The sequence below is a fragment of the Nocardia concava NBRC 100430 genome, assembly GCF_000308815.1.
In the GTDB taxonomy this organism is placed as follows: domain Bacteria; phylum Actinomycetota; class Actinomycetes; order Mycobacteriales; family Mycobacteriaceae; genus Nocardia; species Nocardia concava.
Genome location: NZ_BAFX01000075.1, coordinates 20,284 through 45,231, shown reverse-complemented (window position 1 = coordinate 45,231; position 24,948 = coordinate 20,284). Strand labels below are relative to the sequence as shown.

Genomic DNA, 24,948 nt, shown 5'->3' with positions numbered 1-24,948 from the left:
CGGAAGGTCAGCCCAATTCGACTTCGTGGAATCCGACGGTGAAGCTGTGGCGGCGTTCGCGCAAGACATTGCCCTCGCGATGGACCGAGCCCTCCGTGAAGTCGATCCGCAGCTCTTCGCGGCGGGGATCGACGGATTGCACCACCCCGCACACGCCGGTGAACGGCCCCTCCGGGAAGTACACGACATCGCCGGGACTGAAATCGGTAAGGCTCACGCCGCCACAGTAATCCACCGCGATGATCTATGCCCGCAGGCGCCGCGCGGTGATCTACCGTGGCGGAATGACCGATAGCGAGACGCCGTGGGAGCCGCCCCTGGCGGGCACCGAGGTCGAGCACCTCATCGGCGCGCTCGAACGCCTTCGCACCACCTTTCGCTGGAAATGCGATGACCTGGATGCGGTCGGCCTCGACACCCGTATCGGCGCGTCGGCCCTGACCCTCGGCGGCCTGCTCAAGCATCTCGCCCGCGCCGAGGACGAGATGTTCACGGCCAAGCTCTCCGGTTCCCCGCCCAGCCCGCCGTGGGACACCGTCGACTGGCGCGCCGACCCCGAATGGGATTTCACCTCGGCCGCCGCCGACTCGCCCGCCGATCTCTACCGCCTGTGGGACACCACGGTCGACCGCTCCCGGTCGAAACTCAACGCCGCCTTGGCAGATGGCGGCCTCGATCAGCTGGTCCACCTCTCCTGGCCCGGCGGCCGCCACCTCAGCCTTCGCCGCCTGCTCTGCGACCTCATCGAGGAATACGGCCGTCACACCGGCCACGCCGACCTGCTGCGCGAATCCGTCGACGGCCGCGTCGGCGAGGACCCGCCACCGGGCTGGCGCCCCCGGTCCCGCTGACCTCGAGCGCTGACGGCGGCTACGACGCGGGCGCGTCTCGCAGGCGGTCGCGCTCGGCGGTGAGCGCCGTATTCGACTCGCGCAGTACCGTATTGGCGTCCTCGAGGTCGAGGATGCGCCCGATCCCGACCAGGTTGATCCCCTGACCGGCGAGGGCGATGATGCGCGCCAGCCGCGCGAGATCGTCGCCGCTGTACCGGCGGGTGCCTCCGCTGCTGCGGGTCGGAGTGATCAGGCCGTGCTGCTCGTACAGGCGCAGGGTCTGCACCCCGACCCCGGACAGCTCGGCGGCCACCGAGATCGCGTACACCGCCTGTCCCGACAGCGGCAGATGGCCTTGATCGCTCACCGGCATCCGGTGCTCCCGTTCTCGTCGTCACCGCCTGGTCGCGGTTGCTCCACATTACCTCTGCCCAGATCTTGCACTCAGATGACGAGAGTGCTAAACAATATCTCTGTCAGATGACATAGATTATCTGCAGACCGATTGCACAGTGACATCAGACCTCTTCCGGCGACGGGTGGGCCCGTTCAGCGGGCAGGCTTGCGGGCTCACCCGACCCATCGGCTCAGACAGGAGGATCCGCCGATGTCCAGCCTGGAACAGCGCTTCGCCGAGTTCATCGCCCAGCTGCGCGGACTCGACACCGCCGCCGCGGCCGAGCAGGCCGACGCGCTACGCACCCGGCTCGAGGCATTGGAGTTCGAAATGCGCCTCACCCCCGCCGCGACCCCGCGCCTCGCCGCGCTCACCGCCCGCTACCGCGAGGCGGCCGAGCTGCTCGTCACGTTGCTGTCCGCCCCCACCGCGCAACCGAACCGACGGGGCCGAGATCCGGCGGTAGAGACCTGAACCAGGGATGAGAGGACTTGATGTCACCGATCGAGGAGGTGTGGATCCTTCGATGGCCGCGGCTGATGCCCCGATCGAAGCCGCCACACGTCAGCGCAGAGCCAGCGAGTCCGCGAGAACCGAACGCACCGCACCCCATTCGGCGGCGAGGATGGAGTAGTAGGCGGAATTGCGGACGGTGCCATCGGCTCCGGCGAAATCGCCCCGCAGGATGCCGTCGAATTGGGCGCCGAGGCGTTCGATCGCGCGGCGGGAGCGCTCGTTTCGGACGTCAGTACGGAAGCGGACCCGGTGCACCTGCCAGGTGGTGAAGGCGTGGTCGAGCATGAGCAGCTTGGCCTCGCGATTCGCGCCGGTGCGCTGCGCGGAGTGCGCCAGCCAGGTGGAGCCGATCTCGACGGCATCCGGGGTCGCCGGGGGCTCGGAGTGCCACGGCCACTGCTCGAGATGAAAACTGCTGCTGCCGATCACTTTACCGGTGCCGGCCCACCGCATCACCAGGGGCAGTTGCCGGTTGGCGTCCCGGGCGGCGAGTTGCTGTTCGACCAGCCGACGCATGCCGTCCTCGTCGGCAGGCAGGTGCGCGAACGCGTAGGACTCACGTGATTCCACCGCACCGGCCGCCAAGAACGGCACATCCTCCACCGACAGCTCGGTCAGCTGAACGATCTTCCCCGACAACACCAACGCCACGACCCACCCCAAGACATCTGCGCCACACGGCTTTCCGCCGCCATCGGTGAGCCTACAATGCGCGCGATTGCCGACGGCAAGTGGTCAGCGTGGGTCGATCAGGTGCTCGACCAGGGTGATGAGCGATTCCAGGCAGGGGGCGCGGTCTCGGGCGTCGAGGCGCATGAGGGGGGTGCCGGGGTCCAGGTCTAGGGCGTCGCGGACTTCGTCGAGGGGGTAGCGTGGCGCACCCTCGAAGTCGTTGACGGCCACCGCGTAGGGGACGCCGCGTTCCTCGAGGATGGATAGCGATTCGTCGGCCTTCTCGAGGCGGCGGGTGTCCACCAGCACCAGCGCGCCCAGCGCACCGACGGCCAGGTCTTCCCAGATGGGAACGAAGCGGCGCTGGCCGGGCGTGCCGAAAAGGTACAGGGCCAGGCGCGGATTCAAGGTGATGCGGCCGAAGTCCATGGCGACCGTGGTGGTGGTCTTGCCCGGCAGTCCGGCCATATCGTCGACGCCGACGCTGGCCTCGGTGATGGTCTCCTCGGTGCGCAGCGGCCTGATCTCGGAGACGCTGCCGACGAACGTGGTCTTCCCGACGCCGAAGTTCCCGGCCACCAGCAGTTTTACGGTGCGGGTGACGGTCTGCGGCACATAGTCGACGACGCGCTCATGCGGAGAGAGCGCGGAGTCCATGGAGTACCTCCTCCAGAAGAGCTTGTCCCGGCAGTTCCTGCGCCGGGGTCGGGATGCTGAGGTGCCCGCTGTCGAGCAGGTCGGCGACCAGGATCTTCACCACCGAGGGCGGCATATCCAGATGCGCCGCCAATTCGGCGAGCGTCAGGACGCCGCGCCGGGCGAGCCCGAGGATGCGGCGGGCGTCGGGGGACGCGCCGGGGGCCGGATCGGCCACCGCGACAACCAGACTGACCAGATCCAGCGCCCGCGTGGGACGGGATCGGCCGCCGGTGCGCACATACGCCCGGACCAGATCGGGGTCGCGCCGCGGCCGGCTCATGCGCGGGGCAGGTCGGCCCTGGTCCGCGACATACTGCCGAGTTCGCGCCCGACTCGCACGGCCAGTTCGTTCATGCGGTGCGCGACCAGGCTGACGTCCACGTCCTGGGTGGTCGAAACCCCCAGCAGCGCACCGGCTCCGGCGGCGGTGATGAAGATCATGCCGTCGGCGTACTCGGTCATGTTCTGGCGCACCGCGTTATCGGCGGTGCCGCCGCAGAATTCCGCGAGCGCCTTGCCCAGGGCGCGCAGGCCCGACGCGGCCGCGGCGAAGCGTTCGGCGTCGTCGATGCTGACCCCGCCGGTGTGGGCGATGCGCAGACCGTCCTCGGATAGCAGGACCGCGAACCGGACCCCGGGCGCTTCGAGATCATCGAGCAACCAAGCAAGCCGGTTGGTTTCACTCACGGCCGTCGCGGGCGTACCGGTCACGATGTCATCCCTTCGGAGTGCTCGAACGCGGCCGCTCGGCCACGTTGGGAGCCGCTGTACCAGGCAGCGGCGATATCGGGTCGCGCGGAACCGGATTCCGTCGTGACCGCGCGGACGGTGGCCGCCACGGACACCGTCGCGGAGCGGCGGCGCCGCTTGGGCAGGCCGCCGGGGGTGAGGTCGGAAGGCACCGAATCCATGGCTACCAGTGTGGGTTCCGGCTCCGGCGCGGGGACCGGAGCGGGTGCGGGCACGGGGGCCGGGGTGGCCACCGCGATCGGCGCCGGCGCGGCCAGCAGGGTCTCCGGAATGAAGACCATGGCGCGCATGCCGCCGTACATATTGGGTCCGTCGATGTAGACGGAGAAGCCGTAGCGGCGAGCCAGCGCGGCCACACCGGGGAAGCCGACGCGCGGGGTCGGTCCCAGCGCGTGGATGTCGACGACCTGGTCGCCGGCGAGCACCCGGCGGGTCTCCTCCAGCTGCTCCGGGTTCATCCGGACACCGGCGTCGTCGATGATCACCGTGACGCCGTGGTGTCCTTCCTGGAAACCGATGTCCACGTAGGAGGTCGGCGGCGAGTAGCGCAGCGCGTTGTCGAGCAGGGTCGCGACGGTGTGCACCAGCGGCTCGACCACGCGGCTCACCACCGGGCGCTCCAGCTCGGTGGCCCGCACGCGGGTGTAGTCGCGCACGCGGCCGGTCGCGCCGCCCACCACATCGGTGAGGGTCTGCTGCGGCCAGCGGCGGCCGGGCAAACCGCCACAGACGATCACATAGGACTGCGCCTGACGGATCATCTGCTGCACGGAATGGTCGATGCGGGTGAGGGTTTCGAAGGTCTCGTCATTGCGGTGGCGGCGCAGCGCGGCGCTGACCACCTGGCTCACGTCCGCACCCAGGCTCACCACCGAGGCGCCGAAGGCGCGCACCGCGGCCGAGGTGGCATCGCGCGCCGAGGCTTCCACCTGCGCGCGGGCCGCGTCGGCGGCCTCGGCCACGGCGACCCGCGAGGACTCGACGGCCTGCGCCACCGCGACCCGGGAGGCCTCCTCGGCCTGGGCGATGGCCACCTGCGCGGTTTCCTCGGCGCGCTGGGCCAGCTCCTCGGCCCGGTTCGCCCGTTCCTCGGCCTGCGCGACCGCGGTCTGCCGCTCGGATTCGATCTGCGCCACCGCGAGCTGAGTCTCGGACTCGGCCTCGCGCCGAACCCGGTCACGGGTCTCGGCGGCAACCTTCATCAACTCCTCGCCGCAACGGGCGGTCCACTGCCACACCAGCTCAGCGATGCGCGATTGCTCGAGGACCACGGGCAGATCCACGGTGGGATTGTCCGGGTCCGAGCGGCGCACGGCCGCACCGATGGCGGGCACCACATTGTCGGTGAGGTTGGCGATCATCTCCTCGACCGCGGCGTCGCGTTCGGCCTGGTCGGCGCGCAGTGCGGCAATCCGTCCGCGTTCGATGCGAACAGCCCGCCACAGCAACAGCAGCCCGACCATGGCCACCAGTAGCACGGCGGCGAGAACCCAGGAAAGCAGCACGGCGTTGTCTTGATTCATCAATTCTCTTGTCGTCCGGCCGATCCTGAAATCGGCGGAGCCACCATAGCAGAATCCTCTGTCTCCCCTTACCTTTCGGTATCTCCGAGCAAACCGCAACCCGGACCCCGTGCAGCTCATCGCATTTCAGTGCGAATCCTCGCTGCGGAAGAACCCAGGCGACCGGTCGGATCGAAGCCGAGGTCCACGCGGGGACACCTGGTCATGTGACCATCAGGCCGTCGCCCGACCCTGCCCAGCAACGGCCCGCCCGCTGCACCGCACCCCGCCCGTCAGCAATCTCCCAGCTCACACGGGTCGCGCGCGATCGCGATCCATTTGGGAATCAATGGAATTGATCGGAATTCCGATTGGTCGGGTTCGCCGGGGGCTGACAGCATGGGCGGTATGCGTGAACAGCGGCTCGGGGATGGTTTGTCGGTGGCGGGGATCGGATTGGGGTGCATGGGATTCTCCCAGGGGTACGGGGAGGCCGACGACGCGGAATCGACCGCGGCGATCCGGGCCGGTGTCGAGGCGGGGATCACCCTGTTCGATACGGCGATGAGCTATGGGCGCGGGCACAACGAGCGTCTGGTCGGCCAAGCGCTGGCCGGTCTGGATGTCGCAGTCGCGACGAAGTTCGGGATCGTCCGGACCGAGACCGGGGTCGGGCTCGACGGCAAGCCCGAGCACGTGGCCGGATACTGCGACGCCTCGCTGGAGCGGCTCGGGCGCGAGGTGATCGACCTGTACTACCTGCACCGGATCGATCCGGAGGTGCCGGTGGCCGAAACCGTCGGCGCGATGGCCGAATTGGTGGCGGCCGGGAAGGTACGCCACCTGGGCATTTCCGAGGCGACCCCCGCCCAGCTGCGCGAGGCGGCGGCCGTGCACCCGATCGCCGCGGTGCAGTTCGAATGGTCGATGCTGTGGCGCGAACCCGAGCGCGATATCGTGCCGGTGGCCCGCGAACTCGGCATCGGCCTGGTCCCCTACAGCCCCCTCGGCCGCGGCTTGCTCACCGCCACACTCGATTCCACGACCGTGGCGACCAGCGATTTCCGCCGCAACGACCCGCGCTTCCAGGGCGAACATCTCGACGAGAACCTGGCCCAGGTCGCCGCGCTGCGGGAACTGGCCGCCCGCCTGGGCATTTCGGCCGGGCAGCTCGCCCTGGCCTGGCTGCTGGCCCAGGGCCAGGATGTGGTCCCGATCCCCGGCAGCCGCCGCGCGACGCGCATTCTGGAGAACGCGGCGGCCGCGGCGATCGAGCTCAGCGCCGAGGATCTGACCGAACTCGAGAAGCTGGTCCCGGCCGACGGCTGGTCCGGCGACCGCACCTCCTTCGCGGTCCCGACGACCAGCCGCGGCGGCGACTAGCGGTCGGCGGCGGGCCGGTACAGCAGGGTCATCAGGCTGAGACCGGCCAGGCCGCCGAGGATTTGGGCCGCGATGAACGCGGGGACCGAGGCCGGGGCGATGCCGGTGAAGGAGTCCGACAGCATGCGGCCCAGGGTGAGAGCCGGATTGGCGAAGGAGCCGGAGCTGGTGAACCAGATGGCCGAGCCGATGTAGGTGGCCACGGCGATCGCGGTGACGCCGCGACCGTGGCGGGCCGCGGCGAATCCGACGGTGATGAGTCCGGCGGCGGCGAGGATCTCGCCGATCAGGTGTCCGCCGGTGACGCGGTGCTGGGTCGCGATCTGCAGCGCGGCGCGATCGAACATGGCATTGGCCAGCAGCGCACCGAAGATCCCGCCGGCGCACTGTGCCGCGATGTAGGCGCCCAGTTCGCGGGTGCTCAGCCCGGTTCCGCGGCGGCGCCCGCCCAGCCAATCGGCCAGCGACACCACCGGATTGAAGTGCGCGCCCGAGATCGGCCCGAACGCGAGGATCAGCACCGCCAGCCCGAAGGCGCTGGCGGTGGAGTTCTCCAGCAGCCGCAACCCGAGATCACCGGGCGACATCTGCTCGGCGGCGATACCGGACCCGATCACGACCGCGGAGAGCGCGGCGGTCCCGGCGAACTCGGCCACCGACCGCCGCGCCAGTGACATCCCGGCGCCCTCGGGCGCGCTCTGCTCACGGACGGCATCGATCACCGGAAGTTCATGGTTTGGCACCCGATTACAGTGCCAGACCAGGCCTTTTACCGGACCACGCGACGGCAGAATATATCAAATACATTCGGTCGGTTCCGCGCTGTCGCAGGCGGTCATTCGGTGCCGCCGGTGCCCACCTCCGGCAGGCCCTCGGTGATGCGCAAGCGGTCGGCCATGACGGCCAGCAGGTTCTGCGACTCCTCGCTCAGGTCGAAGGCGCGGGTCGAGAGCTCGCGCAGGCTGTGGAACTGCAGGCGGGACAGCAGGGCGTAGTCGGCCTCGGCGGCGGAGAGCACGTGGTCGTCGGCGAAGTAGCCGGGGCCGACGCGGAAGTAGCGGGCCAGGGCGGCGACGGTTTCGACCGACGGATCGGTGCGCAGGCCCGAGCGCAACTGGCTGAGGTAGGGCTTGGAGATGGGGTGGCCCCAGGCCGTGAGTTGCGCGGCCACTTCGCCATTGGTGTGCACCCGCTCGCCGGGGGCGCGCACGGTGGCGAACAGGGAATTCAGGCGCGCCGCGAAATTCGGCAGCACCGGCGGCGCGGGGGTGCGGGGGGTGTGCAGTTCGGCGGCGCGGCGCGGGATGCGGGCGTAGAGCCGCTGCAGGGCGGGCTCGTTGAGCGAGGATTGATCGAGTAGTTCGGCGACGCGCGCCACCAGGTCGGGGGCATGGTCGTGGCTCATCGGTCCGTCTCCTTGCCGTCGAGGCCGGTCATCCAGCCGTGGTCTTGTCTCAGGCGGGCCCAGCGCGCTTCGACGGCCTTGACCGACGGGAAGCCGAACAGGTGCTGGATTTCGCTGCCGCGCAATCCCATCGCCTTGCCCCAGACCAAGCCACGGTCGCGGTCGCACAGGCCTGCGAGGCGACTGCGGAAGGCCAGCCGGTCCACCACCGAACCGGCCACGTCCTCGGTGGAGGCCAGCACGTCCATCAGATCCGGGCCGTCCTCGGTCACGATGGCCACCGAGGCCGCGCTCTGGAACTGGTACAGGTCCCCGGTACGGCGGCTGCGGCGGAACTGCTCCACGAACGCCATCACGCACGCGCCGATGAAATAGCTGGCCAGGCTGCTGCCCAGATCCGGATCCCAGCCGTCGCCGTCGATCGCGTTGCGCCGGAAGCGTTCCAGCGCCCGGGTGACGGTCTCCTGCACGAAGTCCTCGGCGAAGCGGGTCTCCACCAGCAGCCGCTCCTGTGGGGTGGGCCGCAACGGCATCCGCTTCTGCTCCGCCACCGTGAAAACCCACCCGCTGCGGACCCACGGCCCCAGTACCGCCAACCCGTGGCGAACCAGCCTGTCCGCCAACAGTTTCCAGGCGGGCCCCTCGAATCCGGCCTTCCGAACCAGCTCGAACAGCTCATGGTCGACCGGATATCTCTCGGGATCGGTCATATTGTAGGCGTCCTCACCCTGCACCTCCTGATCGCTGACGAACACGTTATAGCGGTGGCAAACATGGTGCCCCTCTTTCAGCTAATGGCCAGTATTCGCCAGTGTGTAAATCGTTCCTTGACAGGCTGTTTGATGTAAACGCATCCTTGACACATGAGTGATGCCCAGCACAGAGATCCCGCTGATGAGCGCGCGATCCTGGCAAAACTGTTGTCCACCAATGCCGAATTCGTCACCGAGGTGCTGCGTCCCGCCGAGGGTAGGCCCGCGCCGTCGGTGATGGCGGCGCTGCGGGCGGCGCGCAGTCTCGACGGGGTCGTCGACGATGTGCTGCGCTCGCTGGTGCGCCAGGCCCGCGACGAGGGCCGCACCTGGGCCGAGATCGGCGAGATCTTCGGCACCTCACGGCAAGCCGCCTTCCAGCGCTTCGGCGGCGCGAGCGGCGGCGGGTTCCAGATTCCGCCGATCCCGATCCCGGAGATTCCACCCATGCCCGAGATGCCTCCCATGCCGGAGATGCCGGACTGGTCGAAACTGCCTGGTATGGGCAAGATTCCGGGCATGGGGAAGATTCCGGGCTGGCCGTTCGGCGGGCACGAGCGCCACGGCCACCGCCCGCCCGGTGGGCCGCACGGACATCCGCACCATGGACCCGAGGGCCACCGCGGGGAGCGGGATCCGTACGACGAGCCCGGCGAATGAGAGTGGCGACCGTGTCCGGCGCCGAGACCGCGCGGGCTCGCTGCGATCGAGCGCGCCGGCGGTTGCTCGCGGTGGCGCGCTGTCGCTACGCCGAGGATCGCCTCGCCGATGCGGTGTCGTCGGGTACCCGCCAGTTGGTGCTGTTCGGCAGCGCGCTGGACACTTTCGCCTCGCATAATCCCTACCGCGATGTGCGAGTGCACCGCGTCGCCGCCGCATCGACCGAGATCGCCCTGCAGGCACCGGGATTCGACGCCCGGTCGGTCACCTTCGCCGTTCATCTCGGCGGTTCGGTGATGGCACTCGATGCGAGATTGCGTCTGCTGCGGGCAGGTTCGGCGGGTACGGAGATCGTCTTCGACATCGTGCCGGAGCAGGCGGGCCGCATCGACCGCCTGCTGCGCGGGTCGGGCTGGTCGGTCCTGGAAGAGCTGGACGGGAGTGCCCTGGCCGCCCGCTATCTGGCCGACGCGCCCGACCGGTCCGATTCGCTGGAACCGCGGCTGGTGTGGGCGCGGGTCGGCGATAATGCCGGACGCCTGCCCAATTCGTAGTCCGCCGGACGAGGAGTGCCATGCGCTCGTACACCCGCCGCCATGCCGTCGCCGCCCTGGCCGCCACCGCGACCGCCCTGCTCGCGAGCACCACCCCGGCCTCCGCGACGCCTCCGGCGAGCCTGCCCGGACTCGGCCCGGACTTCTCCTGGGGCGTGGCCGCGGCCGGATTCCAGAACGAAGGCCATGCGCCGGACAGCAATTGGCGGCGGTATGTGGCCACCCACCCGGACTACGACCCCTACGGCGAGAGCGTCGACTTCTACGACCGCTACGCCTCCGACCTCGCCCTGGCCGAGAACTTGGGCGTCAACACCTACCGGCTCAGCATCGAGTGGGCGCGCGTGCAGCCGCGGCCGGGAACCTGGGACGAGGCCGGATTCGCCTTCTACGACAAGGTGATCGCCGCGATCCGGGCGGCGGGCATGCGCCCGATGATCACTCTCGACCACTGGGTGTACCCGGGCTGGGAGGCCGATCAGGGTGGCTGGGCCCGCGCGGGCATGGTAGAGGACTGGCTGACCAATATGCGCACGGTGGTGGACCGCTACGCGGCGGCGGACCCGATGTGGGTGACCATCAACGAGCCCTTCGCCTACATCATGAACGAGGTCCGCAACGGCGGGCTGCCCGCCGCGGACATCCTGACCATGCAGGCGCGGCTCGCCCAGGCGCACAACGGCATCTACGACTACATCCACGCCCGCCAGCCCGGCGCGATGGTGACCAGCAATGTCGCCTACGTGCCCGCCGCGGACCCGATCGTCAACGGCGGCATGCTCGATCTGATCGCCGGCAAGCTCGATTTCGTCGGCATCGACTACTACTACGGCCTGTCCCCCGACACCGCCGCCCGGTACACCGCCTTCGCCGCCAACGAGCTGTGGAAGCTGCCGTTGCAGGCCGACGGCCTCTATTACACGTTGCGCCACTTCGCCGATCGCTTCCCGGGCAAGCCGCTCTACATCGTGGAGAACGGCATGCCCACCGACAACGGTGCGCCCCGCGCCGACGGCTACACCCGCGCCGACGACCTGCGCGACACCGTCTACTGGCTGCAGCGCGCCAAGGCCGACGGCATGAACGTCATCGGCTACAACTACTGGAGCCTCACCGACAACTACGAGTGGGGTTCCTACACACCGCGTTTCGGCCTCTACACCGTCGACGTGCGCACCGACCCGAGCCTGACCCGCCGCCCCACCGACGCCGTGGACGCCTACCGCGCCATCACCCACGACGCCGGTGTCCCGGCCGGGTACCTGCCCACCCGGCCGCCGGCGACCTGCTCGCTGGTCGACGCCCTCGACAGCTGCGCGGACCCGGTCACCGTCCCGAGGTAGCGCCGAAGGTGCTCGACCACACCCAGATTCGTGATCCGTTGCGCCGCGGTGCGCTGCGCCGGGGCCGCGGGGTGACGATGTCGTCGGCGAGCGCGGTGGTGGCCTCGAGGATGCGGTACGCGACATCGGTCGCCACCCCGGCCGCGGCGAGGGCGGCGGCGAGATGGCCCACCACCCGGTCGAAGTGGCGGCGGGTGATCCCCAGCCCCTGATGGATCTGGCGGATCGGGGCGCCGCCGTAGACGGCGGGCCCGCCGAGCACGGTCGAGTAGTAGTCGATCTGGTGCTGTTTGACGCGGTCGAGGTCGACGCCGACGAAGAACTCGGTCAGCTCGGCGTCGGCGCACACGCGCCGATAGAGGTCGTCGACCACCGTGGTGAGGGCGGGCGTGCCGCCGATGCGATCGTAGATGCTGGGCATGCGTGTTCCTTCTCTGGCTGGTTGCACCGGACTGTGACTCCCCCTCCTGAAACTGCTTGGGCCACAGGCCGGTACCCCTCGAAAGGTAGGCGTGGCGGAGCACACAGCGACACTGCCGGTCGCGAATGGTGGCGCAAAGCGGCTGGTGAGGGCGTCGCGCCGGTTTTCCGGACCGGAAATCCGGGCCATGACCGGCGGCTGACCGGACGAACCGGACAGCGCGACACGCCCTCCACCGACCCGGAATTCAGCTAACTGACAGCTACGCTCCGAATTGGGACATTCCGACCATCCGTCCCGGAGGAGGACACCCGATGCGCAGACCCCTGCACGCCCTCGTCCTGGCCGGACTCGCCGCGGCCGCGACGCTGCTGCCGGTCGCGGGTGTCGCACAGGCCACCCCGGCCGTTCCCCCCGCCGCACCGGGCTCCCACGGTGGGCTGGGTCCGGACTTCCTGTGGGGTGTGGCCGCCTCCGGCTTCCAGTCCGAGGGCCATGCGCCCGACAGCAACTGGATGCACTACATCGACGGCAATCGCGGCTGGGACCGCTACCGCAATTCCATCGACTTCCGTTCCCGCTTCCAGAACGACATCGCCCTGGCTGCGAGCCTGGGCTCGAAGGTGTTCCGCATCGGCATCGAATGGGCGCGCCTGCAACCCGAGCCGGGCGTCTGGGACGAGGACGGGTTCGCCTTCTACGACCAGGTCGTCGACGATATCGTGGCCAATGGCATGGAACCCATGCTGACGCTGGACCACTGGGTGTATCCGGGCTGGGAGGCCGACCGCGGCGGCTGGCGCAATCCGGGCATGGTGGAGGACTGGCTGGCCAATGCCCGCAAGGTCGTCGACCGCTACACCTCGCGAAATCCGGTGTGGGTCACCGTGAACGAGCCGGTCGCCTACATCATGCACGAGGTGCGCCAGAACGACACCGACGCCGACGCCATGCTCGACAAGGTCGCCGAGGTGCACAACCAGATCTACGACTACATCCACCAGGTGCAGCCCAAGGCGCTGGTCACCAGCAATGTCGGCTATGTGGCGGGCGCGGAGTCGCAGGTCAACGGACCGCTCATGGAGCGCATCGGCGACAAGCTGGATTTCATCGGGGTGGACTACTACTTCGGCTACGAGCCGCCCAAGTCCAATACCGTGAATCTGCCCGACGGTTCGGCCGCGCCGCCGGCGGGCATGTGGGAGCTGCCGATCCGGCCCGAGGGCATCTACTATGCGCTGCAGCACTATTCGCGCCAGTTCCCGGGCAAGCCGCTGTGGGTGGTCGAGAACGGCATGCCCACCGAGGACGGCAGGCCCCGCGCCGACGGCTACACCCGCTCGGACCACCTGCGCGACACCGTCTACTGGCTGCAGCGCGCCAAGGCCGACGGCATGAACCTGGTGGGCTACAACTACTGGAGTCTTACCGACAACTACGAGTGGGGTTCCTACACACCGCGTTTCGGCCTCTATACCGTCGATGTGCTCACCGATCCGAGCCTGGCCCGCAAGCCCACCGACGCGGTGGACACCTATCGGCAGATCATCACCGCCAACGGTGTGCCCAAGGGCTACGAACCGGTGCGTTTCCCCTCCGACTGCCAGCTGGTCGATCCGCCCGCCAGCTGCGACTCCCCCGTCACCGTTCCCACCGCGACCCCCGCCCCGTGACGGCGTCCGGGCGCTGATCGCGGGAACCAGTAATTCGGGCCGCCCGATTACGGGCGGCCCGAATCATTGGTCAGTGAGCGGTTACTGGCCGTGCGGCCGGTCGAGAGCGGCGCACGTAAGGGCTGCGAGCGTGCGGATGACGGGGGTCGGGTGATCGCGGGGCAGCCGGATCGGCGGGCATGACGGGCTGCATGATCGTGTCCCACCAAGGGTGCAGCGGGCTGGGGTCGGGCCAGTACACCACTGACGAGTCGTCGGGATCGATTGCGGCGGCGGGTATCCGGCGCGCGGGGTTGCGAGGGCGCGCGTGGCCGCTCGTCTGGGGCGGATGTGTGGAACTCATAGCGATCACCGGAGTTTGGTTGTGCTGGTCAGGATCTGTGATGCGGTCGCGTTCCGGGCGAGCGGTCCCTACGGGCGATGGCGGATCGCCCACCGCCCGTAGGGATCCGGCTCACGCGGCGCGCGCCCTGCAGCGGGCCCGGTACGGCCGATCGGCCCGGGTTCGCGGCGATCGGCCGCTGCCCGCCGCGGGTATGGGCAGGGCATTGGTGGTGCGGGTGTAGGGGACGACGCGGGTGGCCTCGGGGCCGCGATCGGTGTCGGTGGCGGTGAACACCACCAGCTGCCCGGCACTGAGGGTCTTGAGTCCGGGGACCTCGATCACCCGGTAGTCGACGAACACCGCGGGACCGGCATCGGGTGTCAGGAACCCGAAGCCCTTCTCGGTGTTGAACCAGGCGACGTGGCCGTGCTCCCAGTGCGGCAGTTCCCCCGCGTCGTGGGCATGCGGCTCGCACCGGGAGGCGGCGTGGATCGGGCTGTCAGTCGGCATCGTGGTCGTAGTCGTCATCGCAGTCCAGTGGGGTGATCCAGGCTTGGTCGATACGGTCGGTGAGTGCGGCGTGCTCGAATGCGCCACGCACGATTTCCGGCGGCGGCACCAGCGCGGTCGGATCCAGTCCGGCCTCGTGGTCGCTGTCGCGGACGAGAAGGTTCTGTTCGGCACGGTCGAAGTCGCTGCCCGCCGGGGCGAAGATCGCGGTGCTGCTCATGGTTCTCCCTCCTCTTGTGTCGATGGTGTTCGATGCGGTGAAGGGCCGGGTGAGCCCGCAAGAACCACAGCAGACCGGGCCCACCCGTCGACGGACGGAATCCGAACGGACTCAGGCGTTGATGGCCTGAGGCTCGCCGTTCTGATGGCTGATCTCGATCTTGCGGGGCTTGGCCTTCTCCGCGACCGGGATCACCAGACGCAGCACGCCGTCGCGGTAGTCCGCGCGAATGGCGTCGGTGTCGAGGTCCTCGCCCAGGAACAGCTGGCGGGAGAACACCCCGCGGGTGCGTTCCGCGGCGATCATCGAGCGGTCCGGATCCAGTTGCGGGCGTGACGCTTTCACGGTCACCACATTGCGTTCGATATCCACGTCCAGGGATTCGGCGTCGACGCCGGGCAGGTCGAGTTCGACGTAGAAGTCATCGCCCTCGCGCCAGGCGTCCATCGGCATGGCCGCCGGACGGGCCGATGTGCCGAACATCTGCTGGGTCAGGCGATCCAGATCCCGGAACGGATCGGTGCGCATCAGCATGGTCGCCACCTCCACTCACTCCATTCTCTCTAGGTGGTGTAGATAACCTCTGCCATCTGGCTTAGATTTGTTTTAGCACTCACGACAATCGAGTGCAAGCCTCCTGCTGAGGTAATCTGTTGACATCGAGAAAGAAGGAGCGGGATGCCGGATCGACACGACCCTCTGACCAGCGGCGGCAGTGGTCACCGGCCGGGCCCGGGGCAGGCGGTGTACGGGATCTCGGTAGCCGCCGAACTGGCCGGGATGGGTGCGCATTCACTGCGCTTGTACGAGCAGCACGGGCTGGTCACCCCGGCCCGCAGCGCGGGCGGGACCCGCCGCTACAGCGATGACGACCTCGCCCGGTTGGCGCGCATCGCCGAGTTGGCGGGCCAAGGGATCAACCTCGCGGCGATCGCGCGGATCCTCGACCTCGAGGATGCCAATACCGAACTGCGCCATTCCAATGCCGCGCTCACCGCCGAACGCGATCGGCTCCGCGAGACACCGTGATGCTCTGCGACACACCGTGATTCAGAGGTCGAGTTCGCGCACCGCGCGTTCGATCTCCTCGACCAGCGTGGCCCCGCCGACCTCGTGGGCCGCGGCGCGGAACCGGTCGCGGAAGCGATCGAGGTCGTAACCCACGCCCTCACCGGAGTACTCCGCGCCCGAGGCCTCGCGGACCGCGCGGATCATCTCGTCGGCCAGCGCCGCGATATGGGTGCGAATCAGCTTGCGCAGCACGCCCGACAGCGCGATATCGGTGCCCACGTCGTAGAGGATCAGCGCACCCGAGAGCATGGCCGGTTCGGGCACCCGCCAGCGCTCGCCTTCGCGTTCGAGGTAGCCGACCGCGATCAGATCGTCGAGGATCTCCGGGCGGCGGTCACCGAGCAAGGCGGTCAGGCCCTCGTCGTCGAGCACCGTCCCGGCCTCGGGGTCGCCGCTGTAGCGCGGATCGAAGACCTCGCGCCAGTCGCCGTCGCCGGGCACCTCGGCCTCGAACACCTCCCGGATCGCGTCCAGGCGCAGCCCGCGCGCCTGCATCGCGGTGATCGCGCGCAGTCGTTCCAAGTGGTCGGGCCCGTAGACCGCTTCCTTGCCGGCCCGCCCGGGCTTGGGCAGCACGCCGACCGAGTGGTAGTAGCGGATGGTGCGGGCGGCCACACCGCTGAGTTCGGCGAGTTGCAGGCGGCTGTATCGATCCACGCGAACAGCATAGATACCGTTATCGGCGAACGTTGACAGCCACAACTGTCCGCGTTAGCGTAACCGCCGCCACACTGTCGACGACGACAAGGGAGTTCTGATGACCCAACGCGACACCGATTTCGACGTACTCATCGTCGGATCGGGTTTCGGCGGCAGTGTGAGCGCACTGCGCCTGACCGAGAAGGGTTACAAGGTCGGGGTGCTCGAGGCCGGTCAGCGTTTCACCGACGACCAGCTGCCCGACACCAGCTGGGATCTGAAGAACTTCCTGTGGGCGCCGAAGCTGGGCTGCTTCGGTATTCAGCGCATTCATCCGCTGCGTGACGTGCTGATTCTCGCGGGCGCGGGCGTGGGCGGCGGGTCGCTGAACTACGCCAACACCCTCTACGTGCCGCCGACGCCGTTCTTCGAGGACCCGCAGTGGCGCGACATCACCGACTGGCACGACGAACTCATGCCCTACTACGAGCAGGCCCGCAAGATGCTCGGCGTGGTCACCAATCCGCACATGACTCCCGCGGACGAGGTCTTCAAGCAGGTCGCCGACGACATGGGCTGTGGTGACACCTTCGTGCAGACCCCGGTCGGCGTGTTCTTCGGCGAGCCGGGCAAGACCGTGCCCGACCCGTACTTCGGCGGCGCGGGCCCGGAGCGCACGGGCTGCATCGAATGCGGCGAGTGCATGACCGGCTGCCGCCACAATGCCAAGAACACGCTCGTCAAGAACTACCTGTATCTGGCCGAAGCCGGTGGCACGCAGGTGATTCCGATGACCACGGTCACCACCGTGCGCCCGCTGCCCGACGGCACCTGGGATGTGGAGACCGAACGCACCGGCGCCTGGTTCCGCAAGCAGCCCAAGACCTACACGGCCAAGCACGTGGTGCTCGCCGCGGGCACGCGCGGCACCCAGCAGCTGTTGTTCGCCATGCGCGACAAGGGCGTGCTGCCGAAGCTGTCCGCGCGGCTGGGCGTGCTGACCCGCACCAACTCCGAATCCATCGTGGGCGCGGCCACCCGCAAGGTGAATCCGGAGGTGGACTTCACCCGCGGTGTCGCCATCACCTCCTCGATCCACCCGACCCCCGACACCCACATCGAGCCGGTTCGCTACGGCAAGGGCTCCAACTCGATGGGCCTGCTGCAGACACTCATGGTCGACGGCGGCGGCAGGATTCCGCGCTGGCTGCGGTTCCTGTGGACGGTGCTGCTGCATCCGCTGACGCTGCTGCAGTTCATGTCGGTGAAGAACTGGAGCGAGCGGACCATCATCTCCCTGGTCATGCAGCATCTGGACAATTCGATCACCACCTACACCAAGCGCGGACTGTTCGGTCGCAAGCTGACCTCCAAACAGGGCCACGGCGAACCGAATCCGACCTGGATCCCCGCGGGCAACCAGGTCACCCGCGCGGTGGCCGACAAGATCGGCGGAGTCGCGGGCGGCTCCTGGGGCGAGGTGTTCAATATCCCGCTCACCGCGCACTTCCTGGGTGGTGCGGCGATCGGATCGGACGCCGAGCACGGTGTCATCGACGCCTACCACCGCGTCTACGGGTACCCGACGCTCAGCGTGGTCGACGGTGCGGCGGTGTCGGCGAATCTGGGTGTGAACCCGTCGCTGACGATCACCGCGCAGGCCGAGCGCGCGGCGGCCATGTGGCCCAACAAGGGTGAGGTCGATACCCGCCCGGCGCAGGGCGCGGGGTATGCGCGAATTGCACCCGTTGCACCTTTGCGGCCGATGGTGCCCGCGAGCGCTCCGGCGGCGCTGGTGCTGCCGATCGTCGAAATCCGGAGCGGCGGGGCCGAATCCACGCCCGCCTGACCAGCACAAACACAGAAGGTCCGCCGATCATCGGATCGGCGGACCTTTTTCGTTCAATGAGATACCGAGCGTGCGTCGTGTCAGCGGGCGTGGATGTGGGCCATCGGGGAGGTCGGGGGCGGCACGTCACCGATGGGCGCGCGGAATTCCTGCAGGGCGGCAAGCACATCCACGTGGCGGGCGGCGTAGCAGCGCACCTGCGGCAGCGCGTGGGCGACCTCGCTGCGCTCGAGCGGTTCGGCATCGATGTAGCCGACCTGGTCCAGGCCCACGCCCAGGGTTTCGGCGATGCGGCTGATGGCCGCGGACTTGCGGCCCCAGCCGACCTCGACGGCGGCGAAGCGCTCGGCCACCCCGTGGCGGCGCAATTGCTCTACCGTCCAGGCCCATTCACCGCGCGAGGCGATGGCGTGCATGACACCGCGCTCGTTGAGGATGCGCAGCGAGCGCGCGGCGTCGGCGCGCAGCGCACCGGCGCTCGAGTCGGACACCACCCCGTCCCACAGGGTGTTGTCGCACTCCCACACAAGCAGTTTCACGTTCGCGGCGTTCATGAGCCCCTACCAGTCAGCAACCATCCGGTACCAAGGGTGCCGGACGGTCCCCTCTTTCACGAACCGCCCTGCGCGTGCCATCGTAGGGGCTGTCTGGGCCAATGCACCAGCTCGGGGCAAACCCGGAACGCTGAAGTTCCTATTACCCTGCGCATTCGGTGCGCACCTGATCGCCGCTGGTAGCGTCGGATCCGGGCGGGACGGATCGGAGGATAGGGTCGATGGCCATGCGGCGGCGCTGGAAACTCGCGAGTGGCCCGGCTGCGCTCGGACTGGCACTGGTACTGACCGGTTGTGGCGCGGCCGAGGAGTCGGCTCCGGTGGTGGTGAGTTCGCTGACGCTGGAACCGCGCCCGACGACCACACTGCCGCAGCCCACCGGATCGGCCGCGCCCATCGCGGCGCCGTCGCCGACCGCACAGGCCGCAGCGGGACTGCCGACCGCGGATCCGTACCCCGATCAAGCGCTCATCGATCACACCGAGTGGACCGACGAGATCGACGGCCGCCGGCTGCGGGTCTATCCGACCCAGGCCGGACGCAAGGACACCTTCCCTGCCGCATTGGACCGGGCCTGGCAGGAAGTGCTGGCCGCCGCGCCCGACGGCGATACGCCCGGCATGTTCGATCAGTTCCGCTGCCACTGGGAGTGGGCGCGGGTGGTCGCGCCCGACAAGACCAGCTGGAATCTCGAACCGTGGCGGCCCGCGGTCGGCTACGACGCGACGGTGTCGGCGATGTGCAATCCTGGCGGCCCCGAGCGCTGAACGTTCGCGCTGCCGCGTAGAGCCTTTCCTTCGGCGTGGTAACGAAGCCGTACCGACGAAACCGCTTGCCCGCGAGAACCTTCGAGCGCTCGCGTTTTTGTGCGTATCGTTGAAAAGGTCCAGCGTTGGGGAGGGTCCAGCGCGAACTCCTGGGAGGGAGGGCACCGGTGCGCGCCTCCGCACCCGCGACCTCTACACCCACGCCGCCCGCCGCCCGGGAACCGGCGCGTCCCCCGGTGCGCCGACTCTTTCCCGCCCTGGGCGAAACGTCCGATATCTACTTGGATTCGGCCTCGACCACCCAGAAGCCGCTGCCGGTGATCCGCGCGGTGCACCGGTATCACAGTGAGCGCACCGCCAATGCCGGGCGCGGCACCTATCCATGGGCGACGAGCCTGACCCGCCGCCTCGAGGAGGTGCGCGAGCGGATGGCCGAATTCATCGGGGCCGCACCCGATGAGGTGGTGTTCACCGGCGGGTCCACGGCCGGATTGAACGCGGTGGCGCTGTCGTGGGCGCTGACCAATCTGCGCGACGGGGACGAGATCCTCTACAGCCCACGCGATCACGCCTCGAATGTGTATCCGTGGCACCATCTGCGGCGATTACTCGGCGGATTCGGGCGAACCATCCGGTTGGTGCCGTATCGGACCAACCAGCTCGGTGAGGCCGATATCGAGGATGTCGCCGCGCGCATCAGCCCGCGCACCCGGCTGATCACCGTGGGCCATCTGCATCACGTGTTCGGAGCCCTCACCACGCTCGAAGAGTTGCGCGGGGAGATCGATCCGGATATCGCGCTGTGCTTCGACTGCAGCCAGTCCGGTGGGCATCTGCCGGTCCGGGTCGAGGAATTGGATGCGGATTTCGCGGTGTTCTCCGCGCACAAGATGTTCGGCGCGCCCGGCACCGGCGTGCTCTACTGCCGGCGACGGCGGCATGCCGAGCTGACGCCGTTCCTGCCCGGCGGCAATTCCGCGGTGGCGCTGGGTGATTCGGGGCTGCTGGCCGGGTCGATGCCACAGCTGCTCGAGGGCGGCACCCACAATCTTCCGGGCATTCTCGCGCTCGGGGCTGCGCTGGATGTGCTCGAGGAGCTCGGGCTGGACGCGATCACCGAGCACAATCGCGCCTTGACGCAGCGGTTGATCACCGGCCTGCGCGAGGTCCCGGGCGTGGAGTTCCTGCCCGGTCCGGCCTATGCGCCGTGCGAAACCGGCTACGGGATCGTGTCTTTCACCCTGGACGGGATCACCGCCACCGATCTGGGGTTCGTCCTGAGCGAGCTCGGGTTCCTGGTGCGCACCGGAGCGCACTGTGTGCCCGCCGATGATGTGCCGATGGACGAGGATTCGGTGCGCGTCTCGACCCACGTCTACAACACCTTCGACGAGATCGACCGGTTCACCGAGTGTGTCGCCACGATTGCCGAGGAGGTCTCTTGACAACGAATGGCCCCGAACCCCGCTACGACCGGCGCGCCGCCTCCCGGGTGCTGGCGGCGCTGGCCCGGCCCGGGCTGGGCGCGCCCGTGGTGCTACCGCCGGTGCGGCGCATCGAATACAGTTGCGCGCCACTGCAGCCGGAGCCGGGATCGCATCTGACGCTGTCGCAGCGGCTGTATCTGGAGCGGTTCATGCGGCCGTGCCGCGCCGAGCAGGTGACCAGTGCGACCCACCGCATCGCCTGGACCGATTCCGATGGCATCCCCAATACCGGGCACTTCCACACCGGCGGTCTGGGCCCGATCGTGCCGATCGCCATGCGCGAGACCGTGCTGACGCTGTGGCACGCGCTGGAGGCCGATACCGCGCTGGCCCAGCGCATGACGGAGCTGAGCCCGCGCGACGAGGCGGTGCTCGCGGGCACCACCACCGACCATGAACCGTTCGAGATCTTCCGGGTCGGCATCGAGGCGGCCGGGCGCGCGCTGGCCCAGCACGCGCTGCTGGCGCGGTGGACGCCGTATCGGACCCCGGCCGAATTCGCGGTGGGGATGCGGGATTCGGGGATCTACGGTGCGGTGGCGACCCGCTGGTTCTGGGAGCTGCAGGCCTCGAGCTACCGGCGCGGCATGATCGCGGTCACCCTGGCAACCCAACCCGATGGGACCGTGCGGTATTCGGCGGAGACGGTGGCCACGCTGCGCGCCATGAAGGACATGACCATCGAGGACGCGCACCGGGTCATGCGCCGCGCCACCCACGTCGAGGGATTGAGCGTGGCCGAGGCGATCGCGAAGTATCACGAGGACCTCGATGTGATCTCGCGCCAGTACGCGCTGCTGCCGCCGGGGACGCGGCCCGCGTGCCTGGCGGCCATGCCGCATCAGCTCGACGGGGAGCATTACAGCATCCTGCCGCTGGTCATCGACAAGTTCACCGATGCGTTCACGCGCATCGTGGACCGGGTCACCGTCGCCGAGGTGCCCGCCGACACCGGTTCGGAGACAGCCGAACTGAGCGCCGAGGACCGCGTGTTCTACGTGCCCGACATGACCTGCAAGCACTGCATCCGCACCGTCACCGGCGTCCTGGAGTCGATGAGCATTGGCGTGGCCGAGATCGATCTGATCAGCAAGCGTGTGATCGCCGAATTCCGCAGCCCCCGCAATCGCCACCGCGCCTTCGAGGCGCTGCGCGACAGCGGCTACAACCCGACCCTGGCCACACCCGCGCCGGCGGCCAGCGAAACGGCAGTATGAGCACTGCCGCGGCGCCGGGACTCCCGGCGAAGATGCATGCACTGGTGCGGGCTTTCCTGGCCGAACCGGGCGCGGTGGCGGCGGCCGTCGTCGAGTTCGGGTCGCCGGCACATCTGGTGTTTCCGCAGGTGTTCGCCGAGAACCTGGAGCGGTTGCGGGCGCAGCTGGCGGGACGGGTGAGCGGGTATCGGATCTGCTACGCGCACAAGGTGAATCAGTCGCGGGCGTTCGTGGCGACGGCCGAGGCGGCGGGGGTGGGGATCGATGTGGCCTCGGAGGCGGAGCTGGCCAGTGCGGTGGGGGCGGGGTTCGGGCCGGGGCGGATCGAGGTGACCGGGCCCAAGGGTGAGGGGTTCGTGCGGGAGCTGGTGGGCAGCGGGGTGACGATCAATGTCGACAATCTGTGGGAGCTCGAACGCATTGCGGCCCTGGCGCGGCCGGAGGCGCGGGTGCCGGTGCTGGTGCGGGTCAGTGGGTTCGCGGGCACGCCGGTGAGCCGGTTCGGGGTGCCGGTGCATCGGGTGGAGGCGGTGTTGAAGGTGCTGGCGGCCGAGCGGGAGCGGATCGAGTTCCGGGGGTTCGCGTTTCATCTGGATTCGGGTGAGCCCGCCGAGCGGGTGCGGGCGGTGGAGAGTTGCCTGGTGTTGACCGAGCGGGCGTACGCGGCCGGATTGACGCCGTCGGTGCTGAATATCGGGGGCGGATTCCGGCAGGTCTTCACCGCCGACGCCGATGCGTTCGATGCGTATGTGCACGCGCTGCGCGAATCGCTTTTGGGGCGTGGGGAGCCGATGACCTGGGGCGGCAACACATTCGGGTTCCATCTCGAGGATGGCGCCGTGCACGGGACACCGGTTTTTCACAAATACGCTAACACTGTGGATGCCGAGCGGATGCTGGCCGACCTGCTCGATACCGGGCTGGAGTCACACGGGGGTCGCACCATCGCGCAGATCGCCGGGGAGAACCTCCTGGACATCTGGCTGGAGCCGGGCAAGGCGCTGGTGGATCATGCCGGAATCACCTTGGCCCGGGTGGAATTCGTGAAGGAGACCGCCGATGGCAGCACGCTGGTCAATCTGGATCTCAGCCGTGACACGGTGACCCCGGCCGATCAGGAGGTGATGGTGGATCCGATCCTGGTGCCCGCCGGTCCGGTCACGAATTCCGGTGCGGTGGGGGTGTTCCTGGCCGGGCGGCTGTGCCTGGAGCGGGATCTGGTCACCAATCACAAGGTGTGGCTGCCGCAATGCCCCGCGCCGGGGGATTTCATCGTGTTCCCCAATACCGCCGCCTATCACATGGATTTATCGGCAGCGCGTGCGTCCATGCACGCGGTGCCGCCCAAACTCGCGGTGGCGCAACGGTCCGGGACGTTCCGGGTGTGCCGCGACCTCGACTACCGGCACGAGGTGGCCTGATGCGCTACGACCACATCACCGAACTGATCGGCAATACTCCCCTGCTGCGGCTGGATCCGGCCGTGCACGGGCTCGCGCATGTGGAGCTCTACGCGAAACTCGAGTCCTGCAACCCGTTCGGGTCGGTCAAGGACCGGGTGGCGTGGGGCATGATCCGCGACGATCTCGATGACATCCTCGCCCGCAAGCAGACGTTCATCGAGGCGTCGAGCGGCAATACCGCCAAGGCGCTGCGGATTCTGGCGGCCATGCACGGGATCGGGTTGCGGGCGGTCACCAATCGCATCAAGGTCGCCGAGGTGCGAGAGCTGTTGCAGCTGTTGGGCACCGATATCGAGGAGCTGCCCGGGCTGTCCGAATGCCCGGATCCGACCGCGCCCAATGACGTCTATTCGGTCATCGAATCCACCATGGCCCGCACGCCCGGCGCCTGGTATCACCCCTCGCAGTACACCAGCGAGAAGAACATCGAGGCCCACTATCAGGGCACCGGTCGCGAGATCCACGAGGACCTTGCCCGCGACGGCATCACCCGGGTCGACTACCTGATCGGCGGCCTGGGCACCACCGGCTCCACCCGGGGCACGGCAACCTTTCTGCGCAAACACAATCCGGAGCTGAAGACCATCGCCGTGGTCTCCGAACGCAGCGACTTCATTCCCGGCATCCGGTCCGAAACCGAGATGTGGGATGTGGGGTTGTTCCAGCCCGACTTCTACGACCGCATCATCCCCATCGAATCCACGCGCGCGGTCGACGCGACCATGCAACTGGCCACCGCCCACGGCGTCCTCGCGGGCCCCACCAGCGGGGCCACCTATGCCGCCGCGCTGGACCACCTGAAAACCCTGGCGCCCCAATCCGATCCGCTGGTGGCGGTGTTCATCGTCTGCGACCGGCTCGAACCGTACCTGTCCTACATCCGCAAACGCCGCCCCGAACTCTTCGGCAAACCCGGCCGCGCGCCGGCACCGACGCCGGACGAATTGTCGGCCACCCCGACCCTGTCCCCCGACGCCCTCGAATCCCTGGACCTGACCTCACGTCCGACGATCGTCGACACCCGGGGCGCCATGGCCTACCGCATCGCCCACATCCCCGGCGCTTTGAACATCCGCGACGACCAGCTCGACGACGTGCTCGTCCAGGGCATCCCGTTCTCCCGTTCGCGGCCCGTGGTTTTCGTCTGCCCGGTCGGCGAGATCTCCCTGCGTTTCGCCGCGCTGGCCCGCCGCTCCGGCTACGACGCGCTCAGCCTCGCGGGCGGTATCACGGCGTGGCGGGATGCGGGCAAACCCATGGAATCCGCGCCGCGCCCCGACTGACTT

General features: G+C 68.6%; 30 protein-coding genes. 14 read left to right on the top strand and 16 right to left on the bottom strand.

Annotation, left to right across the window (positions count from 1 at the left end; genetic code table 11):
* Window positions 1-7: 7 nt before the first annotated feature.
* The gene (locus ON43_RS16000; protein ID WP_040808267.1) at window positions 8-217 is read right to left on the bottom strand and encodes a transcription termination/antitermination protein NusG; all 210 of its coding nucleotides are present in this window, start codon (window positions 215-217) and stop codon (window positions 8-10) included.
* A gap of 67 nt (window positions 218-284) precedes the next feature.
* Between ON43_RS16000 and ON43_RS15995 the strand changes: the two genes are divergently transcribed.
* Window positions 285-851: a mycothiol transferase gene (locus ON43_RS15995; RefSeq protein WP_040808579.1), complete on the top strand. Its 567-nt coding sequence runs from the start codon at window positions 285-287 to the stop codon at window positions 849-851.
* A 19-nt stretch (window positions 852-870) separates the two neighbouring features.
* On the opposite strand, the gene ON43_RS15990 is transcribed toward ON43_RS15995, so the two are convergent.
* Window positions 871-1,206: a MerR family transcriptional regulator gene (locus tag ON43_RS15990; protein WP_040808266.1), complete on the bottom strand. Its 336-nt coding sequence runs from the start codon at window positions 1,204-1,206 to the stop codon at window positions 871-873.
* Between the two features lie 234 nt (window positions 1,207-1,440).
* On the opposite strand from ON43_RS15990, the gene ON43_RS15985 reads away from it, so the two are divergent.
* Window positions 1,441-1,704, top strand: a complete 264-nt coding sequence (locus tag ON43_RS15985) for a hypothetical protein (RefSeq protein WP_040808265.1) — start codon at window positions 1,441-1,443, stop codon at window positions 1,702-1,704.
* A gap of 90 nt (window positions 1,705-1,794) precedes the next feature.
* On the opposite strand, the gene ON43_RS15980 is transcribed toward ON43_RS15985, so the two are convergent.
* The 5 genes from ON43_RS15980 to ON43_RS46220 all read right to left on the bottom strand — a co-directional run bounded on the left by ON43_RS15980 (window position 1,795) and on the right by ON43_RS46220 (window position 5,390).
* Entirely contained in the window at window positions 1,795-2,397 is a 603-nt protein-coding gene (locus ON43_RS15980) for a GNAT family N-acetyltransferase (RefSeq protein ID WP_218003281.1), read from the bottom strand.
* Window positions 2,398-2,481: 84 nt separating this feature from the next.
* Window positions 2,482-3,075 carry a GTP-binding protein gene (locus tag ON43_RS15975; protein ID WP_040808263.1) on the bottom strand — a complete coding sequence of 198 codons (594 nt, stop codon included), beginning with the start codon at window positions 3,073-3,075 and terminating at the stop codon, window positions 2,482-2,484.
* Window positions 3,050-3,397, bottom strand: a complete 348-nt coding sequence (locus ON43_RS15970; protein WP_040808261.1) for a DUF742 domain-containing protein — start codon at window positions 3,395-3,397, stop codon at window positions 3,050-3,052. The genes ON43_RS15975 and ON43_RS15970 overlap by 26 nt, the downstream gene beginning before the upstream one ends.
* Window positions 3,394-3,828, bottom strand: a complete 435-nt coding sequence (locus ON43_RS15965) for a roadblock/LC7 domain-containing protein (protein WP_040808260.1) — start codon at window positions 3,826-3,828, stop codon at window positions 3,394-3,396. Before ON43_RS15965 ends, ON43_RS15970 begins: the two co-directional genes overlap by 4 nt.
* Window positions 3,825-5,390: an ATP-binding protein gene (locus ON43_RS46220; protein WP_040808258.1), complete on the bottom strand. Its 1,566-nt coding sequence runs from the start codon at window positions 5,388-5,390 to the stop codon at window positions 3,825-3,827. Before ON43_RS46220 ends, ON43_RS15965 begins: the two co-directional genes overlap by 4 nt.
* Before the next feature lie 387 nt (window positions 5,391-5,777).
* Between ON43_RS46220 and ON43_RS15955 the strand changes: the two genes are divergently transcribed.
* Window positions 5,778-6,752 carry an aldo/keto reductase gene (locus ON43_RS15955; RefSeq protein ID WP_040808577.1) on the top strand — a complete coding sequence of 325 codons (975 nt, stop codon included), beginning with the start codon at window positions 5,778-5,780 and terminating at the stop codon, window positions 6,750-6,752.
* Here the strand turns inward: ON43_RS15955 and ON43_RS15950 are convergent.
* The 3 genes from ON43_RS15950 to ON43_RS15940 all read right to left on the bottom strand — a co-directional run bounded on the left by ON43_RS15950 (window position 6,749) and on the right by ON43_RS15940 (window position 8,867).
* Entirely contained in the window at window positions 6,749-7,495 is a 747-nt protein-coding gene (locus tag ON43_RS15950; RefSeq protein WP_306304970.1) for an aquaporin, read from the bottom strand. The two genes, ON43_RS15955 and ON43_RS15950, sit on opposite strands and share 4 nt — an antisense overlap.
* A 92-nt stretch (window positions 7,496-7,587) precedes the next feature.
* A complete protein-coding gene (locus tag ON43_RS15945; RefSeq protein WP_040808573.1) occupies window positions 7,588-8,004 on the bottom strand; it encodes a helix-turn-helix domain-containing protein in 417 nt (138 codons plus the stop codon).
* A 149-nt stretch (window positions 8,005-8,153) separates the two neighbouring features.
* On the bottom strand, window positions 8,154-8,867 hold the full coding sequence (locus ON43_RS15940; protein ID WP_218003279.1) for an RNA polymerase sigma factor: 714 nt from the start codon (window positions 8,865-8,867) through the stop codon (window positions 8,154-8,156).
* A 153-nt stretch (window positions 8,868-9,020) separates the two neighbouring features.
* On the opposite strand from ON43_RS15940, the gene ON43_RS15935 reads away from it, so the two are divergent.
* Genes ON43_RS15935 through ON43_RS15925 form a run of 3 tightly spaced genes read left to right on the top strand, consistent with a single transcriptional unit; the run spans window position 9,021 to window position 11,466 of the window.
* Window positions 9,021-9,569 (top strand): hypothetical protein, encoded by a 549-nt coding sequence (locus ON43_RS15935; protein WP_040808256.1) that lies wholly within the window; start codon window positions 9,021-9,023, stop codon window positions 9,567-9,569.
* Window positions 9,566-10,123 carry a class I SAM-dependent methyltransferase gene (locus ON43_RS15930; RefSeq protein WP_157514058.1) on the top strand — a complete coding sequence of 186 codons (558 nt, stop codon included), beginning with the start codon at window positions 9,566-9,568 and terminating at the stop codon, window positions 10,121-10,123. Before ON43_RS15935 ends, ON43_RS15930 begins: the two co-directional genes overlap by 4 nt.
* Before the next feature lie 20 nt (window positions 10,124-10,143).
* Window positions 10,144-11,466 (top strand): family 1 glycosylhydrolase, encoded by a 1,323-nt coding sequence (locus ON43_RS15925; RefSeq protein WP_040808253.1) that lies wholly within the window; start codon window positions 10,144-10,146, stop codon window positions 11,464-11,466.
* Here the strand turns inward: ON43_RS15925 and ON43_RS15920 are convergent.
* The gene (locus tag ON43_RS15920) at window positions 11,450-11,887 is read right to left on the bottom strand and encodes a group I truncated hemoglobin (protein WP_063712561.1); all 438 of its coding nucleotides are present in this window, start codon (window positions 11,885-11,887) and stop codon (window positions 11,450-11,452) included. The genes ON43_RS15925 and ON43_RS15920 overlap by 17 nt on opposite strands.
* A 314-nt stretch (window positions 11,888-12,201) precedes the next feature.
* Here ON43_RS15920 and ON43_RS15915 point away from each other — a divergent pair, with 314 nt between their 5' ends.
* Window positions 12,202-13,560 carry a family 1 glycosylhydrolase gene (locus ON43_RS15915; protein WP_040808252.1) on the top strand — a complete coding sequence of 453 codons (1,359 nt, stop codon included), beginning with the start codon at window positions 12,202-12,204 and terminating at the stop codon, window positions 13,558-13,560.
* A 454-nt stretch (window positions 13,561-14,014) separates the two neighbouring features.
* Here the strand turns inward: ON43_RS15915 and ON43_RS47160 are convergent, their stop codons facing one another.
* The 3 genes from ON43_RS47160 to ON43_RS15900 all read right to left on the bottom strand — a co-directional run bounded on the left by ON43_RS47160 (window position 14,015) and on the right by ON43_RS15900 (window position 15,149).
* A complete protein-coding gene (locus tag ON43_RS47160) occupies window positions 14,015-14,395 on the bottom strand; it encodes a cold-shock protein (protein WP_063712560.1) in 381 nt (126 codons plus the stop codon).
* A complete protein-coding gene (locus ON43_RS15905; RefSeq protein ID WP_040808251.1) occupies window positions 14,385-14,615 on the bottom strand; it encodes an Rv3202a family protein in 231 nt (76 codons plus the stop codon). The genes ON43_RS47160 and ON43_RS15905 overlap by 11 nt, the downstream gene beginning before the upstream one ends.
* A 111-nt stretch (window positions 14,616-14,726) precedes the next feature.
* Entirely contained in the window at window positions 14,727-15,149 is a 423-nt protein-coding gene (locus ON43_RS15900; protein ID WP_040808567.1) for an Hsp20/alpha crystallin family protein, read from the bottom strand.
* Window positions 15,150-15,293: 144 nt separating this feature from the next.
* Here ON43_RS15900 and ON43_RS15895 point away from each other — a divergent pair, with 144 nt between their 5' ends.
* The gene (locus ON43_RS15895) at window positions 15,294-15,644 is read left to right on the top strand and encodes a MerR family transcriptional regulator (protein WP_040808250.1); all 351 of its coding nucleotides are present in this window, start codon (window positions 15,294-15,296) and stop codon (window positions 15,642-15,644) included.
* A gap of 21 nt (window positions 15,645-15,665) precedes the next feature.
* Here the strand turns inward: ON43_RS15895 and ON43_RS15890 are convergent, their stop codons facing one another.
* Entirely contained in the window at window positions 15,666-16,343 is a 678-nt protein-coding gene (locus tag ON43_RS15890; protein ID WP_040808249.1) for a MerR family transcriptional regulator, read from the bottom strand.
* A 100-nt stretch (window positions 16,344-16,443) separates the two neighbouring features.
* Between ON43_RS15890 and ON43_RS15885 the strand changes: the two genes are divergently transcribed.
* Window positions 16,444-18,174 carry a GMC oxidoreductase gene (locus ON43_RS15885; RefSeq protein WP_040808247.1) on the top strand — a complete coding sequence of 577 codons (1,731 nt, stop codon included), beginning with the start codon at window positions 16,444-16,446 and terminating at the stop codon, window positions 18,172-18,174.
* An 80-nt stretch (window positions 18,175-18,254) separates the two neighbouring features.
* Here the strand turns inward: ON43_RS15885 and ON43_RS15880 are convergent, their stop codons facing one another.
* Entirely contained in the window at window positions 18,255-18,728 is a 474-nt protein-coding gene (locus ON43_RS15880) for an HAD family hydrolase (RefSeq protein ID WP_040808246.1), read from the bottom strand.
* A gap of 221 nt (window positions 18,729-18,949) precedes the next feature.
* Between ON43_RS15880 and ON43_RS15875 the strand changes: the two genes are divergently transcribed.
* The 5 genes from ON43_RS15875 (at window position 18,950) to ON43_RS15855 (ending at window position 24,945) form a co-directional block, all read left to right on the top strand.
* Window positions 18,950-19,495 carry a DUF2599 domain-containing protein gene (locus ON43_RS15875; RefSeq protein WP_051178498.1) on the top strand — a complete coding sequence of 182 codons (546 nt, stop codon included), beginning with the start codon at window positions 18,950-18,952 and terminating at the stop codon, window positions 19,493-19,495.
* Window positions 19,496-19,662: 167 nt separating this feature from the next.
* Entirely contained in the window at window positions 19,663-20,940 is a 1,278-nt protein-coding gene (locus ON43_RS15870; RefSeq protein ID WP_040808244.1) for an aminotransferase class V-fold PLP-dependent enzyme, read from the top strand.
* Window positions 20,937-22,199, top strand: a complete 1,263-nt coding sequence (locus ON43_RS15865) for a heavy-metal-associated domain-containing protein (RefSeq protein WP_040808243.1) — start codon at window positions 20,937-20,939, stop codon at window positions 22,197-22,199. The genes ON43_RS15870 and ON43_RS15865 overlap by 4 nt, the downstream gene beginning before the upstream one ends.
* Entirely contained in the window at window positions 22,196-23,620 is a 1,425-nt protein-coding gene (locus ON43_RS15860) for an alanine racemase (protein WP_040808241.1), read from the top strand. The genes ON43_RS15865 and ON43_RS15860 overlap by 4 nt, the downstream gene beginning before the upstream one ends.
* Window positions 23,620-24,945 (top strand): pyridoxal-phosphate dependent enzyme, encoded by a 1,326-nt coding sequence (locus ON43_RS15855; protein WP_040808240.1) that lies wholly within the window; start codon window positions 23,620-23,622, stop codon window positions 24,943-24,945. The genes ON43_RS15860 and ON43_RS15855 overlap by 1 nt, the downstream gene beginning before the upstream one ends.
* Window positions 24,946-24,948: the final 3 nt, after the last annotated feature.

Bases quoted from the DNA above. Each gene is read 5' to 3' on its own strand.
- ON43_RS15995 (WP_040808579.1), top strand. From the start codon at position 285: ATGACCGATAGCGAGACGCCGTGGGAGCCGCCCCTGGCGGGCACCGAG.
- ON43_RS15990 (WP_040808266.1), bottom strand. From the start codon at position 1,206: ATGCCGGTGAGCGATCAAGGCCATCTGCCGCTGTCGGGACAGGCGGTG.
- ON43_RS15985 (WP_040808265.1), top strand. From the start codon at position 1,441: ATGTCCAGCCTGGAACAGCGCTTCGCCGAGTTCATCGCCCAGCTGCGC.
- ON43_RS15975 (WP_040808263.1), bottom strand. From the start codon at position 3,075: ATGGACTCCGCGCTCTCTCCGCATGAGCGCGTCGTCGACTATGTGCCG.
- ON43_RS15970 (WP_040808261.1), bottom strand. From the start codon at position 3,397: ATGAGCCGGCCGCGGCGCGACCCCGATCTGGTCCGGGCGTATGTGCGC.
- ON43_RS46220 (WP_040808258.1), bottom strand. From the start codon at position 5,390: ATGAATCAAGACAACGCCGTGCTGCTTTCCTGGGTTCTCGCCGCCGTG.
- ON43_RS15955 (WP_040808577.1), top strand. From the start codon at position 5,778: ATGCGTGAACAGCGGCTCGGGGATGGTTTGTCGGTGGCGGGGATCGGA.
- ON43_RS15940 (WP_218003279.1), bottom strand. From the start codon at position 8,867: ATGACCGATCCCGAGAGATATCCGGTCGACCATGAGCTGTTCGAGCTG.
- ON43_RS15935 (WP_040808256.1), top strand. From the start codon at position 9,021: ATGAGTGATGCCCAGCACAGAGATCCCGCTGATGAGCGCGCGATCCTG.
- ON43_RS15930 (WP_157514058.1), top strand. From the start codon at position 9,566: ATGAGAGTGGCGACCGTGTCCGGCGCCGAGACCGCGCGGGCTCGCTGC.
- ON43_RS15925 (WP_040808253.1), top strand. From the start codon at position 10,144: ATGCGCTCGTACACCCGCCGCCATGCCGTCGCCGCCCTGGCCGCCACC.
- ON43_RS15920 (WP_063712561.1), bottom strand. From the start codon at position 11,887: ATGCCCAGCATCTACGATCGCATCGGCGGCACGCCCGCCCTCACCACG.
- ON43_RS15915 (WP_040808252.1), top strand. From the start codon at position 12,202: ATGCGCAGACCCCTGCACGCCCTCGTCCTGGCCGGACTCGCCGCGGCC.
- ON43_RS47160 (WP_063712560.1), bottom strand. From the start codon at position 14,395: ATGCCGACTGACAGCCCGATCCACGCCGCCTCCCGGTGCGAGCCGCAT.
- ON43_RS15905 (WP_040808251.1), bottom strand. From the start codon at position 14,615: ATGAGCAGCACCGCGATCTTCGCCCCGGCGGGCAGCGACTTCGACCGT.
- ON43_RS15900 (WP_040808567.1), bottom strand. From the start codon at position 15,149: ATGCTGATGCGCACCGATCCGTTCCGGGATCTGGATCGCCTGACCCAG.
- ON43_RS15895 (WP_040808250.1), top strand. From the start codon at position 15,294: ATGCCGGATCGACACGACCCTCTGACCAGCGGCGGCAGTGGTCACCGG.
- ON43_RS15885 (WP_040808247.1), top strand. From the start codon at position 16,444: ATGACCCAACGCGACACCGATTTCGACGTACTCATCGTCGGATCGGGT.
- ON43_RS15880 (WP_040808246.1), bottom strand. From the start codon at position 18,728: ATGAACGCCGCGAACGTGAAACTGCTTGTGTGGGAGTGCGACAACACC.
- ON43_RS15875 (WP_051178498.1), top strand. From the start codon at position 18,950: ATGGCCATGCGGCGGCGCTGGAAACTCGCGAGTGGCCCGGCTGCGCTC.
- ON43_RS15860 (WP_040808241.1), top strand. From the start codon at position 22,196: ATGAGCACTGCCGCGGCGCCGGGACTCCCGGCGAAGATGCATGCACTG.
- ON43_RS15855 (WP_040808240.1), top strand. From the start codon at position 23,620: ATGCGCTACGACCACATCACCGAACTGATCGGCAATACTCCCCTGCTG.